The 22507-nt window shown below is 33.6% G+C and carries 12 protein-coding genes; 5 read left to right on the forward strand and 7 right to left on the reverse strand.

Annotation, left to right across the window (positions count from 1 at the left end; all coding sequences use genetic code 11):
- The 4 genes from ABWP78_RS03305 to ABWP78_RS03320 form a co-directional block, all read left to right on the forward strand.
- Positions 1-2117: DNA-directed RNA polymerase subunit beta' (locus ABWP78_RS03305; protein ID WP_502905452.1), on the forward strand; the 2117-nt coding region annotated here is incomplete at its 5' end.
- Positions 2118-2385: 268 nt separating this feature from the next.
- The gene (locus tag ABWP78_RS03310) at positions 2386-2694 is read left to right on the forward strand and encodes a DUF3467 domain-containing protein (protein ID WP_353169031.1); all 309 of its coding nucleotides are present in this window, start codon (positions 2386-2388) and stop codon (positions 2692-2694) included.
- A 166-nt stretch (positions 2695-2860) separates the two neighbouring features.
- Positions 2861-12592 carry an Ig-like domain-containing protein gene (locus ABWP78_RS03315; RefSeq protein WP_353169034.1) on the forward strand — a complete coding sequence of 3244 codons (9732 nt, stop codon included), beginning with the start codon at positions 2861-2863 and terminating at the stop codon, positions 12590-12592.
- Between the two features lie 78 nt (positions 12593-12670).
- Complete coding sequence (locus ABWP78_RS03320) at positions 12671-13168, forward strand: GNAT family N-acetyltransferase (RefSeq protein ID WP_353169036.1); 498 nt, start codon at positions 12671-12673, stop codon at positions 13166-13168.
- Positions 13169-13298: 130 nt separating this feature from the next.
- Here ABWP78_RS03320 and rluF read toward each other — a convergent pair whose 3' ends face one another.
- The 3 genes from rluF to ABWP78_RS03335 all read right to left on the reverse strand — a co-directional run bounded on the left by rluF (position 13299) and on the right by ABWP78_RS03335 (position 16128).
- Positions 13299-14087 (reverse strand): 23S rRNA pseudouridine(2604) synthase RluF, encoded by a 789-nt coding sequence (gene rluF, locus ABWP78_RS03325; RefSeq protein WP_353169039.1) that lies wholly within the window; start codon positions 14085-14087, stop codon positions 13299-13301.
- Between the two features lie 165 nt (positions 14088-14252).
- A complete protein-coding gene (locus ABWP78_RS03330; protein WP_353169042.1) occupies positions 14253-15032 on the reverse strand; it encodes a zinc ribbon domain-containing protein in 780 nt (259 codons plus the stop codon).
- Between the two features lie 4 nt (positions 15033-15036).
- Positions 15037-16128: a Nif3-like dinuclear metal center hexameric protein gene (locus ABWP78_RS03335; RefSeq protein WP_353169044.1), complete on the reverse strand. Its 1092-nt coding sequence runs from the start codon at positions 16126-16128 to the stop codon at positions 15037-15039.
- A gap of 151 nt (positions 16129-16279) precedes the next feature.
- On the opposite strand from ABWP78_RS03335, the gene lpxK reads away from it, so the two are divergent.
- Positions 16280-17299, forward strand: a complete 1020-nt coding sequence (gene lpxK, locus ABWP78_RS03340) for a tetraacyldisaccharide 4'-kinase (protein WP_353169047.1) — start codon at positions 16280-16282, stop codon at positions 17297-17299.
- On the opposite strand, the gene ABWP78_RS03345 is transcribed toward lpxK, so the two are convergent.
- From ABWP78_RS03345 to ABWP78_RS03360, 4 genes are all read right to left on the reverse strand, one after another.
- Entirely contained in the window at positions 17277-19448 is a 2172-nt protein-coding gene (locus ABWP78_RS03345) for a tetratricopeptide repeat-containing hybrid sensor histidine kinase/response regulator (protein WP_353169050.1), read from the reverse strand. The genes lpxK and ABWP78_RS03345 overlap by 23 nt on opposite strands.
- A gap of 38 nt (positions 19449-19486) precedes the next feature.
- Positions 19487-20491: a type I glyceraldehyde-3-phosphate dehydrogenase gene (gene gap / locus ABWP78_RS03350; RefSeq protein ID WP_353169053.1), complete on the reverse strand. Its 1005-nt coding sequence runs from the start codon at positions 20489-20491 to the stop codon at positions 19487-19489.
- Between the two features lie 88 nt (positions 20492-20579).
- Positions 20580-21446, reverse strand: a complete 867-nt coding sequence (gene lipA, locus ABWP78_RS03355) for a lipoyl synthase (RefSeq protein ID WP_353169055.1) — start codon at positions 21444-21446, stop codon at positions 20580-20582.
- Positions 21447-21650: 204 nt separating this feature from the next.
- On the reverse strand, positions 21651-22478 hold the full coding sequence (locus ABWP78_RS03360; protein ID WP_353169058.1) for an energy transducer TonB: 828 nt from the start codon (positions 22476-22478) through the stop codon (positions 21651-21653).
- Positions 22479-22507: the final 29 nt, after the last annotated feature.

Below are 22507 nucleotides of genomic sequence, written 5' to 3' on the forward strand. Positions count from 1 at the left end.
ATATGATGCTTGACTCTGGTGCAAGGGGTTCTAAAGAACAAATTCGTCAGTTAACGGGTATGCGTGGATTAATGGCTAAGCCGAAAAAATCTACTGCAGGTGGTGGTGAAATTATTGAAAATCCAATTCTTTCTAACTTTAAAGAAGGTTTATCAATTTTAGAATACTTCATTTCTACTCACGGTGCACGTAAAGGATTAGCGGATACGGCTCTTAAAACTGCCGATGCGGGATATTTAACAAGAAGATTACATGATGTATCTCAAGATGTTATTATCAATTCTGTAGATTGTGGAACATTAAGAGGTGTAGAAGTTTCTGCGTTAAAGAAAAACGAAGAAATTGTTGAAACATTAGGAGAAAGAATTTTAGGACGTGTAGCCTTACAAGATGTTGTAAATCCATTCAACTCTGAAGTTTTAATTCAAGCTGGCGAACACATTACTGAAGCAATTGTTAAAGCTGTTGAAGCGTCACCAATTGAAAAAGTAGAAGTGCGTTCTGCATTAACTTGTGAAGCTAAAAAAGGAATCTGTACTAAATGTTACGGTCGTAATTTAGCAACTGGTAAAATGGCACAAAGAGGTGAAGCAGTCGGAGTAATTGCTGCGCAGTCAATTGGAGAGCCAGGTACACAGTTAACACTTCGTACATTCCACGTTGGAGGGGTAGCAGGAGGTATTTCTGAAGAAGCTGGAATTTCAGCTCGTTTCACAGGAAAACTTGAAATCGAAGATTTAAAAACAGTAAAAGGAGATGATGCAGATGGAAATCCTATCGATATCGTAATTTCTCGTTCTACCGAATTAAAATTACTAGATGTTAATACGGGTATTTTATTAAGTACACACAATATTCCTTACGGTTCTACCATTTTTGTTAAAGACGGAGATAAAGTAGAAAAAGGAGCTGCTATTTGTAAATGGGATCCTTATAATGGTGTAATTGTATCTGAATTTACAGGTAAAATTGCTTATGAAGATTTAGAACAAGGACAATCATTCATGGTTGAAATTGATGAGCAAACAGGTTTCCAAGAAAAAGTAATTTCTGAAGGACGTAACAAAAAATTAATTCCAACCTTACATATTTATGGTAAAGATGGAGAATTAATTAGATCATACAATTTACCAGTAGGGGCACACCTTATGGTTGATAATGGCGAGAAAATTAAAGCAGGAAAAATTCTTGTAAAAATTCCTCGTCGTTCTTCTAAAGCAAGTGATATTACAGGAGGTTTACCAAGAATTACCGAGTTATTAGAAGCTCGTAATCCTTCAAACCCTGCAGTAGTTACTGAAATTGATGGTGTAGTTACATTTGGAAAAGTGAAAAGAGGAAATCGCGAGTTGTCAATTGAATCTAAATTTGGAGATGTTAAGAAATATTTAGTAAAACTTTCAGCTCAAATCTTAGTTCAAGAAAATGACTTCGTAAGAGCCGGAACACCATTATCAGACGGAGCAATTACTCCAGAAGATATCTTAAGAATTCAAGGACCATCTGCTGTACAACAGTACTTGGTAAATGAAATTCAAGAGGTGTACCGTTTACAAGGGGTAAAAATCAATGACAAACACTTCGAAGTAGTGATTCGTCAGATGATGAGAAAAGTAAGAATCCAAGATCCGGGAGATACGTTATTCTTAGAAGATCAATTAGCACATACTTCAGATTTCATTTTAGAAAACGATAAGTTATACGGAATGAAAGTTGTAGAAGAAGCAGGTGATTCTTCAAGCTTAAAACCAGGACAAATTATTTCTCCAAGAGATCTAAGGGATGAAAATTCATTATTAAAACGTGAAGATAAAAACTTAGTTACTGCTAGAGATGTAATTACCGCTACTGCAACACCAGTTTTACAAGGTATTACAAGAGCATCGTTACAAACAAAATCATTCATTTCTGCGGCATCGTTCCAGGAAACTACTAAAGTATTAAACGAAGCGGCTGTTGCTGGTAAAATTGATACATTAGAAGGATTGAAAGAAAATGTAATCGTAGGTCACAGAATTCCTGCAGGTACAGGTATGAGAGATTACGATAACATTATTGTAGGTTCTAAAGAAGAATACAGCGAATTAATGGCTGGAAAAGTAGAATTTAATTACTAATTCTTATTCTTAATATACTAAAAAGGCCTATCAGATTTTTTTCTGTTAGGCTTTTTTTAAATCAAAAGGTTTTTGTATTATTGCATTAGATGAAAGTCAAAAGTCAAAAAATAACTTACATTTTCTTATATGCCTTATATGTTTAATTAAAAAGTCAAAAGTCCATATTTTTAATATCTTAGCGATCTTAGCGACAATCTTTCCGCCCTTTGCGTTTAAGCAAAAAAAATAACGTTCTAATCACAATTATAAATTATCAATTAAAACCATGGAAAACAACAACCAAGAAGGTCAAATCAATATTGAACTAGACGAAAAAGTAGCAGAAGGAACCTATTCCAATCTAGCTATTATTAACCATTCGAATACCGAATTTGTTTTAGATTTTATTGCCCTAATGCCAGGCGTGCCGAAAGCAAAAGTAAAATCCAGAATCATTTTAACGCCCCAACACGCTAAACGTTTGTTAAAAGCGCTAAACGAAAACATTCATCGTTTTGAAAACGCACACGGACAGATAAAAGAGGAAGAACATCCACCCATTCCACTAAATTTTGGACCAACCGGTCAAGCATAAATATAGAAACTTCTCAAAAAATTGGGAAGTTTTTTATTTTTTATTAATAATTTATATTATTTCCCTATATTTTAGTGATAATTTAATAAAAGTGAGTCAATACTATTATTTATTTAAAAAAATAAATATATTTGTGAATTACACTTATTAAACTAAATTACTTATTATGATAAACATTTACGATTCGGTTGCTACCCTTCTTACTAAAGGAGCAGCTAGTTCTCAAAAACAAGAAAACACATCGTACACAGCTACAAAACAAAACTGGCTTTCTTTTGTAACAGTGTTTGTAGCATTACTTTCTTTTGTTTTTGTTCAAGGGCAATCAACATCTGTCAATTATTCTTTTACATCAGGTGTTAGTACTTTAAACTCGATGACGGGTGCAACATCTTTAACTACAGGTATTCAAGATAGCTTTGGAAGTTCCGTATTTCCAATTGGGTTTAATTTCCTTTATATGGGTAGCAATTATTCTCATATAAGTGTTAATAGTAATGGTCAAGCAAGGTTACATACTACTAGTGGAGCAACTGCAATAGGTGGTTCAGCTGTTACTGGATATGCTGCTTCAACAGTTACTTTAGCTCTAATGGATGGAGATAATGAAACAGGGAATGGTATGTCTTATATTGTAACAGGAACTGCTCCAAATAGAAAATTAATAATTGAATGGAATCAATTTTACGCATTTTATACTGATAATACTATTTCTGGTAATATGCAATTAGTGTTAAATGAAAGCACTGGTGTTTTTGAGTTTTTATATGGAAGTATAATAAATTCAAATACTGCAAGTGTAACTAGATCAATTTTTCATAGTTCAAGTAATGTTGCTAATTCATCAGCTTTTGTTGCTGTTGGTGCACCATCAACACAAAATACTACAACAACAACTCCTACAGCCAATTCTTTTGCTGCTAGTGTTCAAATAGCTAATTTAGCTAATACTTTTTATAAATTCACACCGCCGGTGGCTTTAGCACCAACTGCTTTAACATTTAGTGGAGTAACTGGTGGATCTACTACTCTAAACTGGACAGATAATGCTACTAATGAATTAGGTTATTTTGTGTACCGTTCAACGGATGGTATTACATATACTTTAGTAAATACATCAGCCGCTAATACTAGTACATATGCGGCTACAGGTCTTACTTTTGGAGCCACTTATTATTGGAGAGTTGCAGCATTTACTGAAGGTGCGGTTAGTGCAAGTTTAGAAGGCACTCAAGCTACCCCATCAGGTACTCTTACAGGAACTAAAACTGTTGGTACGGGTGGAGATTATGCAAATTTAACTACTGCTTTCGCTGCTATTAATTCAAACGGATTAGTAGGTAATGTTAATCTAGAATTAATTACAGGTTATCCAGTAACACCAGAAACATTTCCTATAGTAGGACCTACAGGTGGAGCAGGGGCTGGGTATACAATTAATGTATATCCTACTACAGTAGCTACACCTTTAACTATTTCTAATGCTACATCATCTTCTATTTTTGATTTAAATAGCACAGCAAAAATAACAATTGATGGACGTGTAAATCAAACAGGTACAACTTCTGCTATTACAATTGCTAACTTAGCGCCAGGTGGAGCTACAGCATCAACTACAGCTACAGGTTCTTCTATTGCAGGAGCAACATTTACTGTGGGAACATTAACAGCAGGTTCAGGGCCATTTTTAATTGGTCAAACACTTTCAGGAACAGGTGTGCTTCCAGGTACTGTAATTACAGGATATGGAACTGGAACTGGAGGCGCTGGAACATACACGCTAAACAATAGTACTAATAATGTATCTGCAATTGCCTTAACTGGAACCTCTACTGGAGGTGCAAATGCCATTATGTTTACTAATGATGCCAATAACAATACTTTAAAATATCTAGATATTAAAAGTGCCAACCTTTCTACAACAGGAGGTTCAGTGTATTTTGGTGCTGGATTGTTTTCAGGTAATGACAACAATACTATAAATAACTGTACCTTTACAGCAAATGCTGCAACGGCTGTGGTTACGGGTTCTCAAACGACAACTGCTATAACTGTAACTGCAGTTACTAGTGGTTTTGTGGTTCCGGGAGCTACTGTTTCAGGTACTGGTGTTACTGCAGGTACGATTATTACGGCATCAGGAACAGGACTTGGAGGAAATGGAACGTATACAGTAAATGCAACTGCAACAGTTGCATCAACTGTATTAACACTAACTAACTTCCCAGCGAATGCAATTTATTCGTTAGGTACAAGTGCTGCGGTAGATAACAGTGGAAACACAATAGATAACAATCAAATTTCTGATTATTACAGTCCGCTTACTGCTACTGTAGGTATTTTTGCTTCAACAGGAAACGCTACATGGACAATTACCAATAACAAATTGTTCCAAACCGCTACACGTTTATACACTACAGGTAATACGCACAATGGTATTAATATTGGTTCAGGAGGTGGTTATACTATTACAGGTAACATTATTGGTTATGCTAGTGCATCTGGAACTGGAACAACTAATTTAATAGGTAACTCGCTTCTTCTTGCTGGTTTTCCTTCTTCGTATGCTACTGCAGGTACTGCAACTGCAACTCGTTATACAGGTATGACGTTAGGTTTTACATCAGGAGCCGCAGTTTCTAATATTCAAGGAAATACTATTGCTGGTTTTGCATTATTTACTTCAAGTGGTGCAGGGACAATTAATGGTATATGGGCAGGTATTAACGTAACTTCTGGAAATGCAAATATTGGTACTACTACAAGTAACACAATTGGAGCAACTACAGGAAACTCATCGGTTTATGCAGCTTGTACAACAACTGGTGGTCAGGTAGTAGGTATTTACGCTACAAGCACAGGAACTGTAACTATTCAAAATAATACTATAGGTGCTATTGATGCAGTGGGAACTACTGCTACTCTTAGTGGTGGATTTACAGGAATTGATACCGCTGGTACAGCCGGAGTATTCAATATTAGTAATAATACGATAGGAAATACAACTGCTGATAATATTAGAACGGGTTATACATTTAATATTACTGCAACTCCTCTTTCAAATTCAACGGGTGTACTTACTTCAACAACGGGTGCAACTGCAATAGCATTAGGAATTAGGAGTACGGCAACAGGAAATACTTTAGTGGTATCAAACAATACTATTCGTGGTATAGCCGTTTCAGGAACAGTAACTGCTGTTACAGGTATTATTACATCTGGATCAATGACAGGAACAACGCCTTCTGTAAATGTTTCTACAAACAGTATCGGTACATCTACTCTAGGATTTGTAAAATATGTCTTTGCAAATTCAGGAACCTTAACAGGTTTAAGTGTAGCGAATAGTGTTGCAACTACTCATAATATTACTAATAATAATTTTCAAGGAATTTCTCATGCTGTTGCAGGAACAAATTCTCAAACATATATTAACCTTACTGGAGCTACAGCGGCTAATAATATTGCTACCGTTTCAGGTAATACATTTACAAATTTAAATGTGAATACTGCAGGCTCAGTAACGTTTATTTCTCATAGTTATACTGTTGCGGCAACAGGTACTCAAAACATCACAAATAACAGTATTGTAACTGCGTTTAATAAGCCTGGTGCAGGTGGAACAATTTTAGGATTATTTGCTTCCGCGTCTTCAGCTACTGGCGCTATTAGTAATATAACGAATAATAATTTTTCAAATATTACTACAACAGGTGCTACAGCAATTACAGGTATTAATAATGCTGATGGTACTGCCAGTAATAGTGCTACTCGAACAGTTACAGGGAACACATTTAATAACTGGATAACTGGTGGGAGCGCTATTTTAGGTATGAGCTTTTCTCATTTTGGAGGAACTTCCTCATTATCAAATAATACAATTACTAATTTAACTGGTCAAAGTACAATTACTGGTATTAATATTGTATCAACAGGTAATTTAGCAAACCCATTAAATATTGCAAATAATACAATTACTGGTTTGTCTTCTACAGGAACAGGTGGTAGTTTAGTAGGTATATTGTGTGCAAATACATCACCAGTTATTAATATTAATGCAAATACTATTAATACATTATCTTCATCAGGAGCTTCATCAACTGTAACAGGTTTAGCTGTTACAGGAGCAACCTTAACAAATGCATTCCAAAATACAATTCATACTTTATCTGGTTCTGGAGCTACATCTCCTTTAGTACATGGTATGTCAGTTTCTGGTGGAACCGCTGTAAATATGTACAGAAATAAAGTATATGGTTTATCTCAAAGTGGTGCAATTACTAATACTTTACTTACAGTCAATCCTGTAAAAGGTATTTTATTATCAGGGGGAACTAACGTAAGTACTTATAATAATATTATTGGAGGATTAACAGCGCCAAATGCAAGTTTACCAGATGCTATTCATGGTATTTCTATTTCCTCTACCACTGCAACTTCAACGCAAAAAGTTTATAACAACTCGGTTTATTTAGCAGGTAGTGGTGGAGCAAACTTTGGAGGTACAGGTATTTTACATACCACAAGTACAACGGCTACAACTGCTTCGTTAGATATACAAAATAATATGATTTTCAATAACCTAACACCAACTGGTACAGGTTTAGCTGTTGCTTTTAGAAGAACTAGTGGAATTGCTTCTACATTAGCAAATTATGCAGCAACATCAAACAATAATTTATTTTATGCAGGAACTCCGGGTGCTAGTAATTTAATTTATAGTGACGGAACAATGGGTGCACAAACTATGGCACAATATATTGCAGGAGTATTTACTGCAGGTACAATAGCGCCTCGTGATGCAAATTCATTCACTGAAACAGCTTTTGTTCCAGCAACTTTCTTTACTTCTACAACAGGATCAGATGCTACTTTCTTAAAACCAGCTGCTGGTATTACAACGCAAGCTGAAGGTGGTGGTAATTCAATTACTGTAACAAGTCCAGATTTTAATGGCGTTACACGTCCAGGAGGTACAGGAACAGGTTATGACATAGGTGCTTGGGAATTTGATGCGATTTCACCAAGTCCAGCTCTATCAAATTTATTGATGACACCAATGGGTAAATTTTGCCCAAATATAGCAAGAACAGTTACTGTTACTGTTACTCCAGTTTCTGGAACTATTGCTAGTGTTGTAATTAATTATAGTATTAATGGAACAGCACAAACACCAATCACTATGACTAATACATCAGGTAATGATTGGTCAGGTGTTATACCAACTGTTACTCCGTCTAACGCTACGGTAACTTGGTCGGTTACAGCTACTGATTCTAATTCATTAAATAAAAATCAAGCAGGTGTTTCTTACACAGATGAAGGATTTAGTAATGATATTATTACAATAACCCCTTCAGTTCCTAATTTTTGTGGTACAGGTGGTGACGTTACATTAACTGCAAGTTCTTCAATTATAGGTGTAGTTTACACTTGGGAATCATTAACAAGTGGAACAACCCTAACCACTACAACAGGAGCTTCAATTACGGCTACTATTTCTGCTACTACTGATTTTAAAGTAACTGGAACACCAAATAATGGTGGATGTCCTTCAGTGGCGTTTATTTCTGTAGGTGTGTATCCTTTACCTACTGCTACGGTTACCACAACAGCTAGTGGAGTATGTCCAGGAACTAGTGCAACTATCAATTCAGGTTTAAGTGCAGGGAATTTTACTGCTACTTGTATAACAGCTCCAACTGCATTAAGTACTATTCCTTCTAATGGGGTTGTATTATGTGAAAATGCAGTAGCTACGGCCGGTACAGGTAATGTATCAGGTCTTGACGATGGTTATTGGAACGCAAAACCAATAGGTTTTAATTTCAACTTTTTTGGAACGATTTATACTACTTTGAATATTGCTACTAATGGTACAGTTAATTTTGGTGCAACAGGTTCAACTCAATATAATTTTACAGGAGGCTTTCCAAATACAGTAAATCCCGCGAGTACAATAGCGGTATGTGCTAGAGATTTAAAATTTGATAACAGTACAGTTGGAACTGATAAAGGAAAAATTGCATATTGGACAGAAGGAATTGCTCCTAATAGAAGATTCATTGTGCAATATGCTAATGCTCCATTATGGTGTTCTACTAATGCAACAGATGGAAGAAATTCTGCAGAATTGGTATTATATGAAACAACAGGGATTATTGAAATTAGAGTTATCAGCGCTACAAATCAATTGGCTACAACTTGTTCTTTTAATAATGATTCAAGAAATAAATATATTGGTCTTCAGGATCCAACAAAAACAATTGGTGCAACTGCTCCAAACTGCACAACAAATGCAGCAAATTACTGGAATGGCCAATCAGCTGAAATCACCACTCCTTTAGCTTGGAGATTTTCACCACCAGCAAATTACAATACAACATGGACGGCTACTAATGTCAATGGTACAACTACAATTGCAACTGGAACAAACATTTTCTCTCAATCTGTAGCGCCAGCAATTACTACAACGTATTCTATTTCTTATACGAATCAAACTACGGGTTGTACAAATGCCCCAGGTTCGGCTCAAGTATTAATGAATATTTTAAATAATACTCCACCTACAGGTGTAAACACAATAGCTAGTGCTACTACAATTTGTTTGGGTACTAGCGTAAACTTAAGTATCGATTACACAGGAAGTAATGATGGTTTAGCTTTCCAATGGCAATCTAGTATTGACAATGGAGGTTCATGGCAAGATGTTGCATCTGCAACAGCTACAACAATAACAGTTACACCAGCTGTTGCCACTCAATATCGTTGTAAGATTGTTGCTTGTGGAGGAACTCCTGGATATTCAAGTATAGCTTCAGTAGTATTTAACAATAACATTACTACAACAACACCGGCTACTCGTTGTGGAACAGGTACCGCGAGTATTCAAGCTACAGCAAGCACTGGTACAACAATTAAATGGTATACAACTGCAACAGGAGGTACTTCTGTAGGAACTGGTTCGCCATTTGTTACGCCACAATTAAGTACTTCGGCTACTTACTATGCTAGTGCAGAAACCATTGCCAATTCAACAGTTTCATTAGGATCTACTGCAGCAATTAGTACTGCATTAACAACAGGCTCTACAAATGGAGGGATGTTATTTACAACTACTACAAATAATGTTGTAATTAATAGTATTGATGTTTTGGTTTCAGGTTCTGGTGACTTAACCATTAATTTACAAGATTCAAATGGTGTAGATATTGCTTCAACAACTGTGACTGGATTTACGGGATCAGATACTGCACTAACAAATATTACTTTACCATCAACTTTTGTTGTTCCAACAGCAGGGGCAGGTTATAGGTTAATTTGTTCTTCTTTAGGGACTGGTTTAATCTGGTATTATCAAACAGGTGCTTATCCATTTACTACAACTGGGGTTTCAATAACCGGTGGATACGGTTGGTCTTCAACAACAACGTACCTTACAGACCTAAGATTTATTCATAAAATGAACTTAACAATTCCAACAGTTTGTGCTTCTCCAAGAGTTGCAGTTCCAGTAACTGTTAACCCGGCACCAGCGTTAACGTTAAGTAGCGCAAGTACAACAATTTGTGCAGGAGTAGTTACTACTGTTCCTGTAACTGTAACATCTACTTTATTAGATTTTGATACTTATGTTTGGTCACCTTTATTAGGTATTTCAGGAGATATTACAAATGGTTGGGTATTTAATCCAACAGCAACTACAACGTATACATTAACTGCAAACCAAAATTCTGGAGGACAATGTGTTAATACGGCTACATTTACTGTAACAGCTAAACCATTACCAGTGGTTGTTGCAAATGCTCCAAGTGCAGTATGTATTGGATCTTCAGTAGACTTAACAGCTGCTGCTGTAACAACTGGTTCAACTGCAGGTTTAACCTATAGTTATTTCACAGATGTTTCAGCTACAACAGTATTGGCAAATCCAAATGCAGTTGCAAGTTCTGGAACGTATTATATTAAAGGTACAAATTCTAACGGTTGTGTTGCAATGGCATCAGTAATAGTAACAGTAAATGCTTTACCAAATGTAGTAAGTGTAAACCCAACAACGGTTTGTGCGCCAACTACTGTAAATCTTACAGCATCAGGGGTAACAACAGGTTCTGATTCAGGATTAACATTTACATACTTTACGGATTTAGCGGCTACTACTGCTTTAACTTTACCAAGTGCTGTTAGTACCTCAGGTACCTATTATATTAAAGGGACAAACACTAATGGATGTTCAGTTATAATTCCAGTTACAGTAACTATTAATCCACAACCGGTATTAACAATTACTAATCCAGCCTCGGTTTGTAGTCCATCTACAATAGATATTACAGCAAATGCAATTACAGCTGGTTCGGATACAGGAATAACATTATCGTATTGGTCAGATAGTACGGCAACTACTGCTTTAACGACAGCTAGTGCGGTAACCACTTCTGGAACATATTACATCAAAGCAGTTAATAATGCAAATGGCTGTGAAAAAATTATGCCTGTAACGGTAACAATTAATGTTGCAAATACACCAACAGGAACTGCTTCTCAAGCATTCTGTGGTTCGGCTAATTTATCGCAATTAGTTGCTACGGGTAGTAATATTAAATGGTACAATGCTGCTACAGGTGGTACAGAATACCCTGCTTCATTATTGCCTTTAGTTGGGTTAACAAATGGAACTATATATTATGCTTCACAATCAGTTAATGGTTGTGAAAGTACAACTAGATTTGCAGTAACAGCTGTCGTGAATCCAATTCCTACAGCACCTAATGCATCTGCTCAAACTTTTTGTAATGCAGCTTTAGTTTCTGATTTATTGCCAAACGGTTCAGCTTATACTTGGTATGATGCTGCAACGGCTGGAAATGTTGTTGTATCTTCAGCTTCTGTTTCATCAGGAACTTATTATGTATCTCAAACGGTTAATGGTTGTGAAAGTACAAGAACTTCAGTTACAGTTACAATAAATACTACAACTGCACCTACAGCTTCTGCGCAAACATTTTGTAATAGTGCTATAGTAGCTAATTTATCTGCTACCGGAACTGGTTTACAATGGTATTCAGCTTCAACAAGTGGATCTGCTTTAAGTGCTTCAACAGCTTTAGCTACGGGTACTTATTTTGTTTCTCAAACGTTAAATGGTTGTGAAAGTACAAGAACATCAGTTACGGTAACTGTTAATGCAACAACAGCACCAACAGCAGCCTCTCAAACTTTCTGTACTGCTGGAACTGTGGCCAATTTAGTTGCAACAGGTTCTAGTTTACAATGGTATTCATCACCTACTAGTGGTTCACCAATAGCTTCAACTACCGCACTTACTAGTGGAATCTATTATGTTTCACAAACGGTAAATAGTTGTGAAAGTTCAAGAACTGCAGTAAATGTTACAATATCTTCTCCAGCTACACCAACGGGTGCTGCTACACAAACTATTTTTGGAGGTGTAGGTCCAGACGCAACAATTGAAGATATTTCAGTATCAGGAACAAATGTAATTTGGTATCCAACTGCAGCTGATGCAGCAGCAGGAACGAATCCAATTGCTGCAGGAACTCAATTAGTAAATGGAACTACTTATTATGCAGTTTCAGTTGTAGGAACGTGTAGAAGTACAGCATTAGCGGTTACGGTTGTAGTAGTATTAGAAAACCAAAGTTTTGATATCAAATCTTTAAAATACTATCCTAACCCAGTAATTGATAGGTTAACTATTAGTTATAGTAGTGAAATTACTGCTGTTCAAGTGTACGATATTAGCGGAAGACAACTTAGAAGTATGAAACCAAATAGTAACTTAGTTACTGTTGATTTATCTGATTTAGCTACATCAGTTTATATAGTAAAAGTTTTTGCTAATGATACTTCAAGTCAATTTAAAGTAGTTAAAAAATAGTCACTATTTTTTATAAATAAAAAAAGGGTCAATCTACTTCAGATTGACCCTTTTTGTTTTTATTTTAGCCAAATGAAAATGATATCTTGTAAAAAAGAACAACTTCCAAAAGTTCGCGATTTGGCGTATGCTATTTGGCCTTCAACTTATGGAGACATATTATCTAATGCGCAATTAGTTTATATGTTAGATGTTTTTTATTCTATTGCCAATTTAGAAAAGCAAATGGATGAGGGTCAAGTTTTTGAATTATTTTTTGAAGATACTAATGTTATTGGTTTTGTTGCCTACGAATTGAATTGCAACTTTGAGAACCTTGGCCGGCCATTAACTAAAATTCATAAAATTTATTTGTTACCAGAAACGCAAGGAAAAGGTTTCGGAAAATTTATGATTGATGAAATAGTAAAAATCGCAAAAAGCAATAATCAGGAGGGCATTTATTTAAATGTTAATAAATATAATAGAGCTAAATTTTTCTATGAGAAATTAGGTTTTGTTATTTCAAAAGAGGAAGTAATAGATATTGGAAATGGTTACGTTATGGACGACTACGTAATGGAATATCTGTTCTAATGAAAACGAATGTGCGTTAGTGGTTGTAGCGGCATCCTTTTTGTATTTTGTTGCCTGAGGTTCTCTAAGGTAACAAAATATAAAAAGATATAGCGGAAGACACGACCTGAAAGGGAACGCCCAAATAAAATTATCTGTTTCGCTTGTCGTAATTTCTACTTCCGTAATTGATTTTTTTATCACGCAAAATACTTGCGTCTTCGGTTTTACTGGAAGGCTCGATAAGTGTATTTAATTCTACGATTTCTTTATCTGTTAACGGGCGGTATTTTCCAACAGGAACATCTAAAGTGATGTTGATAATTCGGATGCGTTTTAGGGAAGTTACATCGTAATCTAAATACTCGCACATACGACGAATTTGACGGTTTAAACCTTGTGTTAAAACAATTTTAAACACAAACTGACTCATTTTTTCTACATTACATTTTTTGGTAATGGTGTCTAAAATATGCAATCCATTGCTCATTTGATTAATGAAAGTTTCAGTAATTGGTTTGTCAACAGTTACAATATATTCTTTTTCGTGGTTGTTTCTGGCGCGTAAAATTTTGTTTACAATATCGCCATCATTGGTCATAAATATTAATCCTTCACTGGCTTTGTCTAATCTTCCAATAGGGAAAACACGTTCGGGATAATTGATATAATCTACAATATTGTCCTGAATGTTTAAATTCGTAGTGCATTCAATTCCTGCAGGTTTGTGGAAGGATAAATAAATAGGTTTTTTATTCGCGTTGGAAACTAATTCCCCATTTACGCGAACTTCGTCTCCTGGAGCTACTTTCGTGCCTAATTCTGGAGATTGTCCGTTGATGGTGATTCTGCCTTCTTCCAATAACCGATCGGCTTCTCTACGAGAGCAAAATCCAGATTCTGACAAATATTTATTGATTCGTACTAATTGTTCGTCCATTAGGCAAAGGTAGTATTTTTAGTTTAAATGGTTATTAGGTTTATTTGTTTGGATGTTTTTTGTTTATGAGGTTTGTTTTTATAAAAAAAATCCCAATTTACATTGGGATTTTATATTGTATATGTTGGTCTTTTTTTTCGACTTTAAAACTTTCGACTAATTCAATTACATTTTGGCGAAAATTTTCTCCATTTTTTCTCTTTCTTCGTCAGCTAAAATAGTGTCCACTAAAATACGTCCACTGTGCTCATCGGTTAAAATTTTCTTTCTACCTGCAATTTCCATTTGAGTTTGTGGTGGAATAGTAAAGAAAGAACCTGCAGATGCCCCTCGCTCGATAGAAACTACGGCTAAGCCATTAACAACGCTATTTCTAATTCTGTCATACGCCGCTAATAAACGAGCTTCAATTTTGCCTCTAAAATCATTAGATTTTTCAATTAAAAAGTTTTCGTCTTTTTCGGTTTCTGCCATAATAGCACTTAATTCAGCTTTTTTATGTTTTAAGTGGTTTTGTTTGCTATCCAGTTTGTCTTTAGTTTGATTAACAATTTCTTTTTTGTTTTCTAAAGTAACTTTCATTTCTTTAATGTGCTTTTCAGCCAATTGAATTTCTAATTCTTGAAATTCAATTTCTTTTGATAAAGAATTAAATTCTCTATTGTTACGCACATTTTTTTGTTGATCTGTATATTTTTTTATTGCTGCTTTGTGGTCATCAATATTGTTCTTTTTTTCTTTTGCTTGATGATCAATGTTGTTTAAATCGTCGTTTAATTTGTCTAAACGTTTAGATAATCCAGCTACTTCATCTTCTAAATCTTCTACTTCTAAAGGTAATTCTCCTCGTACGTTTCTTATTTCGTCAATTTTAGAATCAATCAATTGTAAGGCATAAATTGCTCTTAATTTTTCTTCTACGCTTAGTTCTTTTGTATTTGCCATATTGTTAAAAATATTTAACGGGATTTGTATTTAATTCTGATAAAATGATTGCAAAATTAGTGATTTTTTCTTTAAGAAAGTCAACAATATAATTTTTTGTATATCTTTCGCTTTCAAAATGACCAATATCTGCTAAAAGCAGCTTGTTTTCGGCTTCATAAAACTGATGATATTTTAAATCTGCGGTTAAAAAAGCATCCGCTCCAGCTTCAATTGCTTTATTGATTGCAAAACTACCACTTCCACCTAAAACCGCAACTTTTTTGATTTCCGTTGCTAAAAATTGACTATGACGAATGCCACCACATTCCATTTTTTCTTTCACAAAGTGTAAAAAAGCGTTTGGTTTCATTGGATGTTCTAATTCGCCAATCATGCCTAAGCCAATATTTTGGTGTTCGTTTTCTGTTTTGTAAATTTCATATGCCACTTCTTCGTACATATGATTAGCAAATAATGCCTTTAATATGTTGCTTTGTAAGTGTTTTTCGAAAATTACCTCTATTTTAATTTCGTCTTCTTTCTGTAAAATGTGTTTTTGTCCAATTACCGGACTGCTTTTTTCATTACCTTTAAAAGAACTACTTCCAGCTGATGTAAAACTACAATTATCATAGTTGCCTATACTTCCAGCGCCAACTTCAAACAAGGCTTGTTTTACTTGGTTTTCGTTTTCAGGTTTGGTATATGTTACTAATTTATAAATGAAATTTTGTTTTGGAATTAAAACTTTAGTATTCGTTAAACCTAAAGCATCACAGAAAATTTTATTTACTCCATTTTGATGATTATCTAATGCAGTATGAACGGCATAAATGGCAATATCATTTTTTATAGCTTTGATAATTGCTCGTTCTACATAATTTTTTCCTGTAATTTTTTTTAATCTAGAAAATAAAATTGGATGAAAACAAACAATTAAATTACATTTTTTGGAAATGGCTTCGTCAATAACTTCTTCTAAAGCATCGTGGCAAACCAAAATACCATTAATGTCATTGGCGTGACCGACTAAAAGTCCAACGTTGTCAAATTCTTCAGCGTAAGCTAAAGGAGCCAATTCTTCAAGTTGTTTTGTGATTTCAGATAATTGCATTTTTCGTTTTAGAAATTTTGTGTTTTCAAAGATAAAAAATGCAATTGATTTTAAATATAATTTACGTGAAATTTAATTCATGCTAATTTTGTACATTTGCATGTCTAATTATAAGGAATACTTTTGTATGTAATTATTTAGATAAATAACTATGAATTTTTTACGAAAATTACTTTTTCCATTTGGAGGTGTATATTGGTTAGTTACCTTTATAAGAAATTGGTTATATGATTTAGGTGTTTTTCCTTCAAAATCATATGATTTCCCTATTATAGCAATAGGAAATTTAAGCGCAGGTGGAACCGGTAAAACACCTCAAACAGAATACCTAATTCGATTATTAAAAGATACTTATAAAATTGCCGTTTTGAGTCGTGGATACAAACGAAGTTCAAAAGGTTTTGTGTTGGCAAATGATGTTGTTACGGCTTCGGAATTGGGTGACGAATCGTTTCAAATGTATTCCAAATTTCCTGAAATTTCAGTTACCGTTTGCGAAGACAGACAAACCGGAATTGACAACTTAATTTCAAATAACAATCCAGATATTATTTTATTAGACGATGCGTTTCAGCATAGAAAAGTAAAAGCAGGTTTCTACATACTCTTAACGGCTTATGACGATTTGTTTTCTAATGATTTTATTTTGCCTTTCGGAAATTTACGAGAAAGTGCTATCGGTAAAAAGCGTACCAACTTAGTTGTTGTTACCAAATGTCCACAAAATATTTCTGAATTAAACAAAGATGATGTAAAACTGAAATTAAACGTAAATGTGCCCATTTTTTTTACTTCAATTGACTATGATTCTGATGTTTTTGGTTCAGAAAACAGCATTTCGGTTTCAGATATAATTTCTAAAGAAAAAGTTATTGTTGCGGGAATTGCCAAGCCAAAATATTTTGTTGATTATTTAAATTCTGGGACTGATAAAGTTATGATATATCCAGATCATCATAATTTTTCAGAAGCAGAAATTTCAGAAATAAATGAACTTTCAAAAGATAAAATTATAGTTACCACCGAAAAGGATTTTATGCGTTTAAACGGAAAAATAAACTCGAGTAACTTGTTTTATTTACCAATACAATCCAAGTTTGTTTCAGAAAAAGAGCAATTTGATGCTTTGGTTACTAATTGGGTAAGAGTTATACTAAGTAATCACTTATAACGCTGTAAAAATAGTCTGGATTAAAAGGTTTTGTAATTACTTCATTCATACCAAAAGATAACAACATTTCTTTGTTTTCGTTTAACGAAATAGCGGTTAAAGCAATTATTGGAGTTGTTTTGTCAAATTTTCTTATTTCTGCTGTGGCTTCAGTTCCGTTAATTCCAGTTAAGTGAACATCCATTAAAACCAAATCAAAGCTGTTTTTTTGCATTTCAATAATTGCATCTTCGCCGTTGTCAATTATTGTGCAAATCATACCTTTGTTTTCCACCATTTTTTTGGTAATCATTTGGTTGATTTTGTTGTCTTCAACCAATAAAACGCTTTTGTTTTTTAAATTGTCATAAGAAGTAACTTTCTTTTTCTCTTGATTTAAAATAATTTCTGCATTTGATTTTCCGAAATTTAAATCGAAATACAATTTAGTTCCCTCGTTTACTTTACTTTCTAAATGAATTTCACTGCCCAATAACTCAATAATTTTTTTAACAATAGAAAGTCCTAATCCAGTACCTCCATATGTTCTATTTATTTCTACTGAACCTTGAGAAAAACTATCGAAAATATTGGCTATTTTGTCTTCCGGAATACCGATACCGTTATCTTGTATCACAAAATTTAACGTTACCGTATCGTCATGTTCTTTTAAGGTTTTCACTGAAAATGTAACTTTTCCATTTTTGGTAAACTTGATGGAATTATTAATTAAATTTATTAAAATTTGAGACAATTTTGTAGGGTCTCCAAGTAAGTTTTTGTGGTTTTCAAAATCCAATTCTAATGTAAAATCAATATTGTTTTGTTCAATAAATCCATTGAACGATTCGCTAATATTTTTAATTAATTCTTCTAAATTAAAATTAATTTTTTCAATATGTATTGCTTTAGATTCTAATCGATTGATTTCTAATATGTCATTAATAAAACTTAATAAGTAATTTCCTGAAAATTCTAATGATTTTAAGTAATTTAATTGCGTCGATTTCGGATTTTCTTGCAACAGCAAATGTGTAATTCCGTTTATAGCATTTAAAGGCGTTCGTAACTCGTGACTTACAGTAGATAAAAACTCTGAACGGGCATTTGATGCGAGCTCTGCTTTTTCTTTTTGTTCGGTTAATTCTTCGTTTTTTTCTTGTAAAAGTTTATTCGTAACGGTTCTAATTTTATTGTTCTTGTATAAAGAAAAACTCAATAGAGATAAAATGGCAATTAATACAATGCTCATTATACTAATTAGTTTGTTAAACCTAATGGATTTTAATTGGTCGTTTTTCTCTTTTTCCAGTTTTTCAACAATTTCTAATTGATTGTCGTGCTCTTTTTTATTGATAAGTAAATCTGTATTGGCAAGACTGGAGTTGTTTTTTATCTCATTTAAAGTTAAAAACTCTTTTAAATAAAAATTAGATAATTTATAGTCTTCTTGTTTTTCACAAATTAAAATAAGGTTATTTAAAATTTTCTTTTTCGAAATGCCTACAGAATTATTTTCTACCAATTTCAAAGCTCTTTTAGAAAAATCTAATGCTTTTTCATAATCTTCTTGTGTGTAGTAAATTTTGCTTAGCTGATAAAGCGCTTCAATTTTACTAGGTTCTACATCTCTGCTCGTACTGGCAATATTGTCAAACACAAGAATGGCTTCTTCTAATTTATTGTTGGCTTTTAAAGTTAATCCTTTTTGAAGTTCGATTAATACTAATGTATTGCTTGAATTGATTGCATTGTAAATAGAATAGGACTTATTGAAATATAATTTTGCAATTTTAAAATTTCTTTTTTCTAAATATAAGGTTCCCAATGCATAGTTTATTTTTGCTACTTTTGACGAACGAATTTGATTAGTTTCATAGTAATTTGAACATTTTATGAAGTTAATAATGGCTTCATTATAATTATTGGTTTCTAAATACAAGCTTCCTAAAAAATAGTAACTATCATAAAGTTTTTCATTATTTTTACATGCTTTTGAATATTCAATTGCTTTCTGAACGTACTTTACGGCATCCTTAGAATTGTATTTTTCTTCAAAAGAATAATTGGCTAGTTCAAGAAAATAGGTAATGCTGTCAGGTTTGTTTTCCTTTGTCTGAGAAAAAGTAATTAGAGTGAAAAAAGTAAGTAGAAAAAGGAGTTTTTTCATTATTTAGTATTCGAAACCTATAATTAATAATGTTAAAATTAGTATTTATTTTTCGATAAAAAAAGAATTAAATCAATTATACGAGAAGAATACCCAATTTCATTATCATACCAACCCACTATTTTGACCATTTTGTCAATTACAGAAGTTAATTGCGAATCAAACACACACGAATTTTTATTTCCAATAATATCTACCGAAACAATTGGGTCTTTTGTATATGCCAAAATATTTTTTAATTCGTTTTCAGCGGCATTTTTAAAAGCTAAATTAATTTCTTCTATAGTAACTTTTCGCTGTACATTAAATGTAATATCGGTTAACGAACCATCTGGAACAGGAACTCGAATACCACAACCGCCAATTTTTCCGTCCAATTCTGGAAAAATTTTGGTAATAGCTTTTGCAGCACCCGTCGAAGTTGGAATTATGGATTGCGAAGCACCACGCGCACGTCTTAAATCTTTGTGTGGTTGGTCGTGCAAACTTTGGTCGGTAGTGTAGGAGTGAACCGTGGTAATGTATGCCTGCTCAATACCACACAATTCTTGGATGATTTTAAGCATTGGCGCTGCGTTATTTGTTGTGCAGCTGGCATTGGAAATAATGGTTTCAGAACCATCTATAATATGTTCATTAACACCTAAAACAAAAGTTTTTATTTTTTCGTCTTCAGGAGGTGCCGATAAAATTACTTTTTTTGCGCCGGCTGAAATATGTAAACCAGCAGTTTCTGTAGTTTTAAATTTACCAGTCGACTCAATTACAAAATCGATATTTAGGTTTTTCCAGGGTAATTTAGAAATATCACTTTCATGGAAAAATTGAAATTTTAAATCGTCAATTAATAACGTTTCATTTTCAGATGAAATAGAATGTTGTAAAACACCGTGAATGCTATCATATTTCAATAAATGACTCATGGTTTTTATATCCGCAATGTCATTTACTGCAACAACTTCTATGTTAGGATGATTGAGTAATAATCGGAATACATTTCTTCCAATTCTTCCAAAACCATTTATAGCGACACGTATTTTCATTTTTTAGCTTGTTTGTTTATTTGTTAATTCGATTGGTTGTTAAAAAGTTTTACTTCTAAACAAAAAACAAATAACCGAATAAACTATTTTAGTGAATATGTTTCTCAGCATGATACGAAGAACGCACTAACGGGCCACTTTCAACATGAATAAAACCTAATTCTTTGCCAATTTTTTCGTATTTTTCAAATTGTTCTGGTGTGATGAATTCTTTTACAGGTAAATGTTTTTTACTTGGTTGTAAATATTGACCAATAGTCACTACATCTACTTTCGCATCTTTTAAATCGTGTAAAGTTTGAATAACTTCTTCTTCTGTTTCGCCAAGTCCAAGCATAATTCCCGATTTTGTTCGGTTTAAACCTTGTTCTTTTAGATATTTTAAAACGGCTAAGCTTTTATCGTATTTTGCTTGAATACGTACTTCGCGTGTTAATCTTCTTACGGTTTCAATGTTATGTGAAACCACTTCGGGTGCCACTTCAATAATTTTATCTAAATGCGATTCACTACCTTGAAAATCTGGAATTAAAGTTTCAAGCGTGGTTTTCGGATTCATTCTTCGTATGGCTTTTACAGTTTCCGCCCAAATAATGGTGCCCATATCTTTCAAATCGTCTCGATCAACACTTGTAATAACAGCGTGTTTGATATTCATAATTTTAATAGAACGGGCTACTTTTTCTGGTTCTTCCCAGTCTACATTTTCAGGACGACCAGTTTTTACGCCACAAAATCCACAAGAACGGGTACAAATATTCCCTAAAATCATAAAAGTTGCGGTTCCTTCTCCCCAACATTCTCCCATATTCGGACAACTACCAGAAGCGCAAATGGTATTTAATTTGTATTTATCAACCAAACCTCTAAGTTCGGTATATTTTTGTCCAACGGGTAATTTTACGCGTAACCATTTTGGTTTTGGAGTAGGAGGAAATACGCTTTCTGTTGCCATAATTTGAATATAAAATCTACTGCAAATATACAAAATGCATTAAAAACAAATCCTATTTTAAAGTGTTATTTTTCAATTGTAACATATCGCTAACTTTTGTTTAATTATTTTGTTTTTGTCTGTTTTATGAACTATTTTTTCAAAAAAAACCACATAATAAATGCATTATGTGGTTTTGAAAATTATAATAAATTTCAACTATTTCTAATTTTCTTCAAGCAGATTAATTTGAATTGGAAGTCTTTTTTCGCTTCTTACCACTTCGCCATTTATGCGACCTGGTGTCCATTTCTTTTTCATAGATTTTAAAACCCTAATAGCCTCTTTTTCTAAAGCTTTATCTCCTTTACTTACCATTCTGATATCCGTCATTGATCCATCTTTTTCTATCACAAAAATCATTTCAATAAACAATACGTCTTGATCAAAAGAATTTGGAACTTTGTAGTTTTCAGCAATAAAAGTTCTGAACATATTAATTCCTCCAGGATAACTTGCTTCTGAACCTAATACGCCTTTAAATATACTTGTACCACTTCCATTTCCTGGCGTAGTTGTTGTGATTGGAGTAGTAGAGGTGCCTAACGGATTTCCAACAGGTCCCGGATTCCCATTTTCGCTACCATTTGGATTGAATGTTGTAGAAGTATCAGGGTTTTTGGGTTCAACAATAGGTTTTACTTCTGTTCTATCCACAACAACTGGTGGGACTTTATTTGGAGTTAGATTTAATTTTGGTTTATCCGTTCCTTTAGTTTGAATTGCTTTTTCCGTTGGAACTTTAGGTGTGAATTTTACAATTGTTACAATTGGTGGTAATACATTAGGTTCTGTTTTTACTATTGGTTTAGTTTCAGGAGTTGTAAATGAAAACAATCCAATTCCAAAAGCAATAAATCCAAAAGTTAACAACATTGCTTTTATAGTCGTTGCGTCACTTTCTTTTCTTAATTTGTAAGCGCCATACGCTTTGTTTCTGTTTTCGAAAGCTATTTCTAACCAGTTGTCGTTTTGTACATTGAAGTTTGACATAATATATAGTTTTAAAGGTTACAACTTGT

Origin of the sequence: Flavobacterium sp. (assembly GCF_040402955.1) — a bacterium.
In the GTDB taxonomy this organism is placed as follows: Bacteria; Bacteroidota; Bacteroidia; order Flavobacteriales; family Flavobacteriaceae; genus Flavobacterium.

Excerpts from the sequence above, each read along its gene's own strand:
- ABWP78_RS03310 (WP_353169031.1), top strand. The coding sequence starts at position 2,386 with ATGGAAAACAACAACCAAGAAGGTCAAATCAATATTGAACTAGACGAA.
- ABWP78_RS03315 (WP_353169034.1), top strand. The coding sequence starts at position 2,861 with ATGATAAACATTTACGATTCGGTTGCTACCCTTCTTACTAAAGGAGCA.
- ABWP78_RS03320 (WP_353169036.1), top strand. The coding sequence starts at position 12,671 with ATGATATCTTGTAAAAAAGAACAACTTCCAAAAGTTCGCGATTTGGCG.
- rluF (WP_353169039.1), bottom strand. The coding sequence starts at position 14,087 with ATGGACGAACAATTAGTACGAATCAATAAATATTTGTCAGAATCTGGA.
- ABWP78_RS03330 (WP_353169042.1), bottom strand. The coding sequence starts at position 15,032 with ATGGCAAATACAAAAGAACTAAGCGTAGAAGAAAAATTAAGAGCAATT.
- ABWP78_RS03335 (WP_353169044.1), bottom strand. The coding sequence starts at position 16,128 with ATGCAATTATCTGAAATCACAAAACAACTTGAAGAATTGGCTCCTTTA.
- lpxK (WP_353169047.1), top strand. The coding sequence starts at position 16,280 with ATGAATTTTTTACGAAAATTACTTTTTCCATTTGGAGGTGTATATTGG.
- ABWP78_RS03345 (WP_353169050.1), bottom strand. The coding sequence starts at position 19,448 with ATGAAAAAACTCCTTTTTCTACTTACTTTTTTCACTCTAATTACTTTT.
- gap (WP_353169053.1), bottom strand. The coding sequence starts at position 20,491 with ATGAAAATACGTGTCGCTATAAATGGTTTTGGAAGAATTGGAAGAAAT.
- lipA (WP_353169055.1), bottom strand. The coding sequence starts at position 21,446 with ATGGCAACAGAAAGCGTATTTCCTCCTACTCCAAAACCAAAATGGTTA.
- ABWP78_RS03360 (WP_353169058.1), bottom strand. The coding sequence starts at position 22,478 with ATGTCAAACTTCAATGTACAAAACGACAACTGGTTAGAAATAGCTTTC.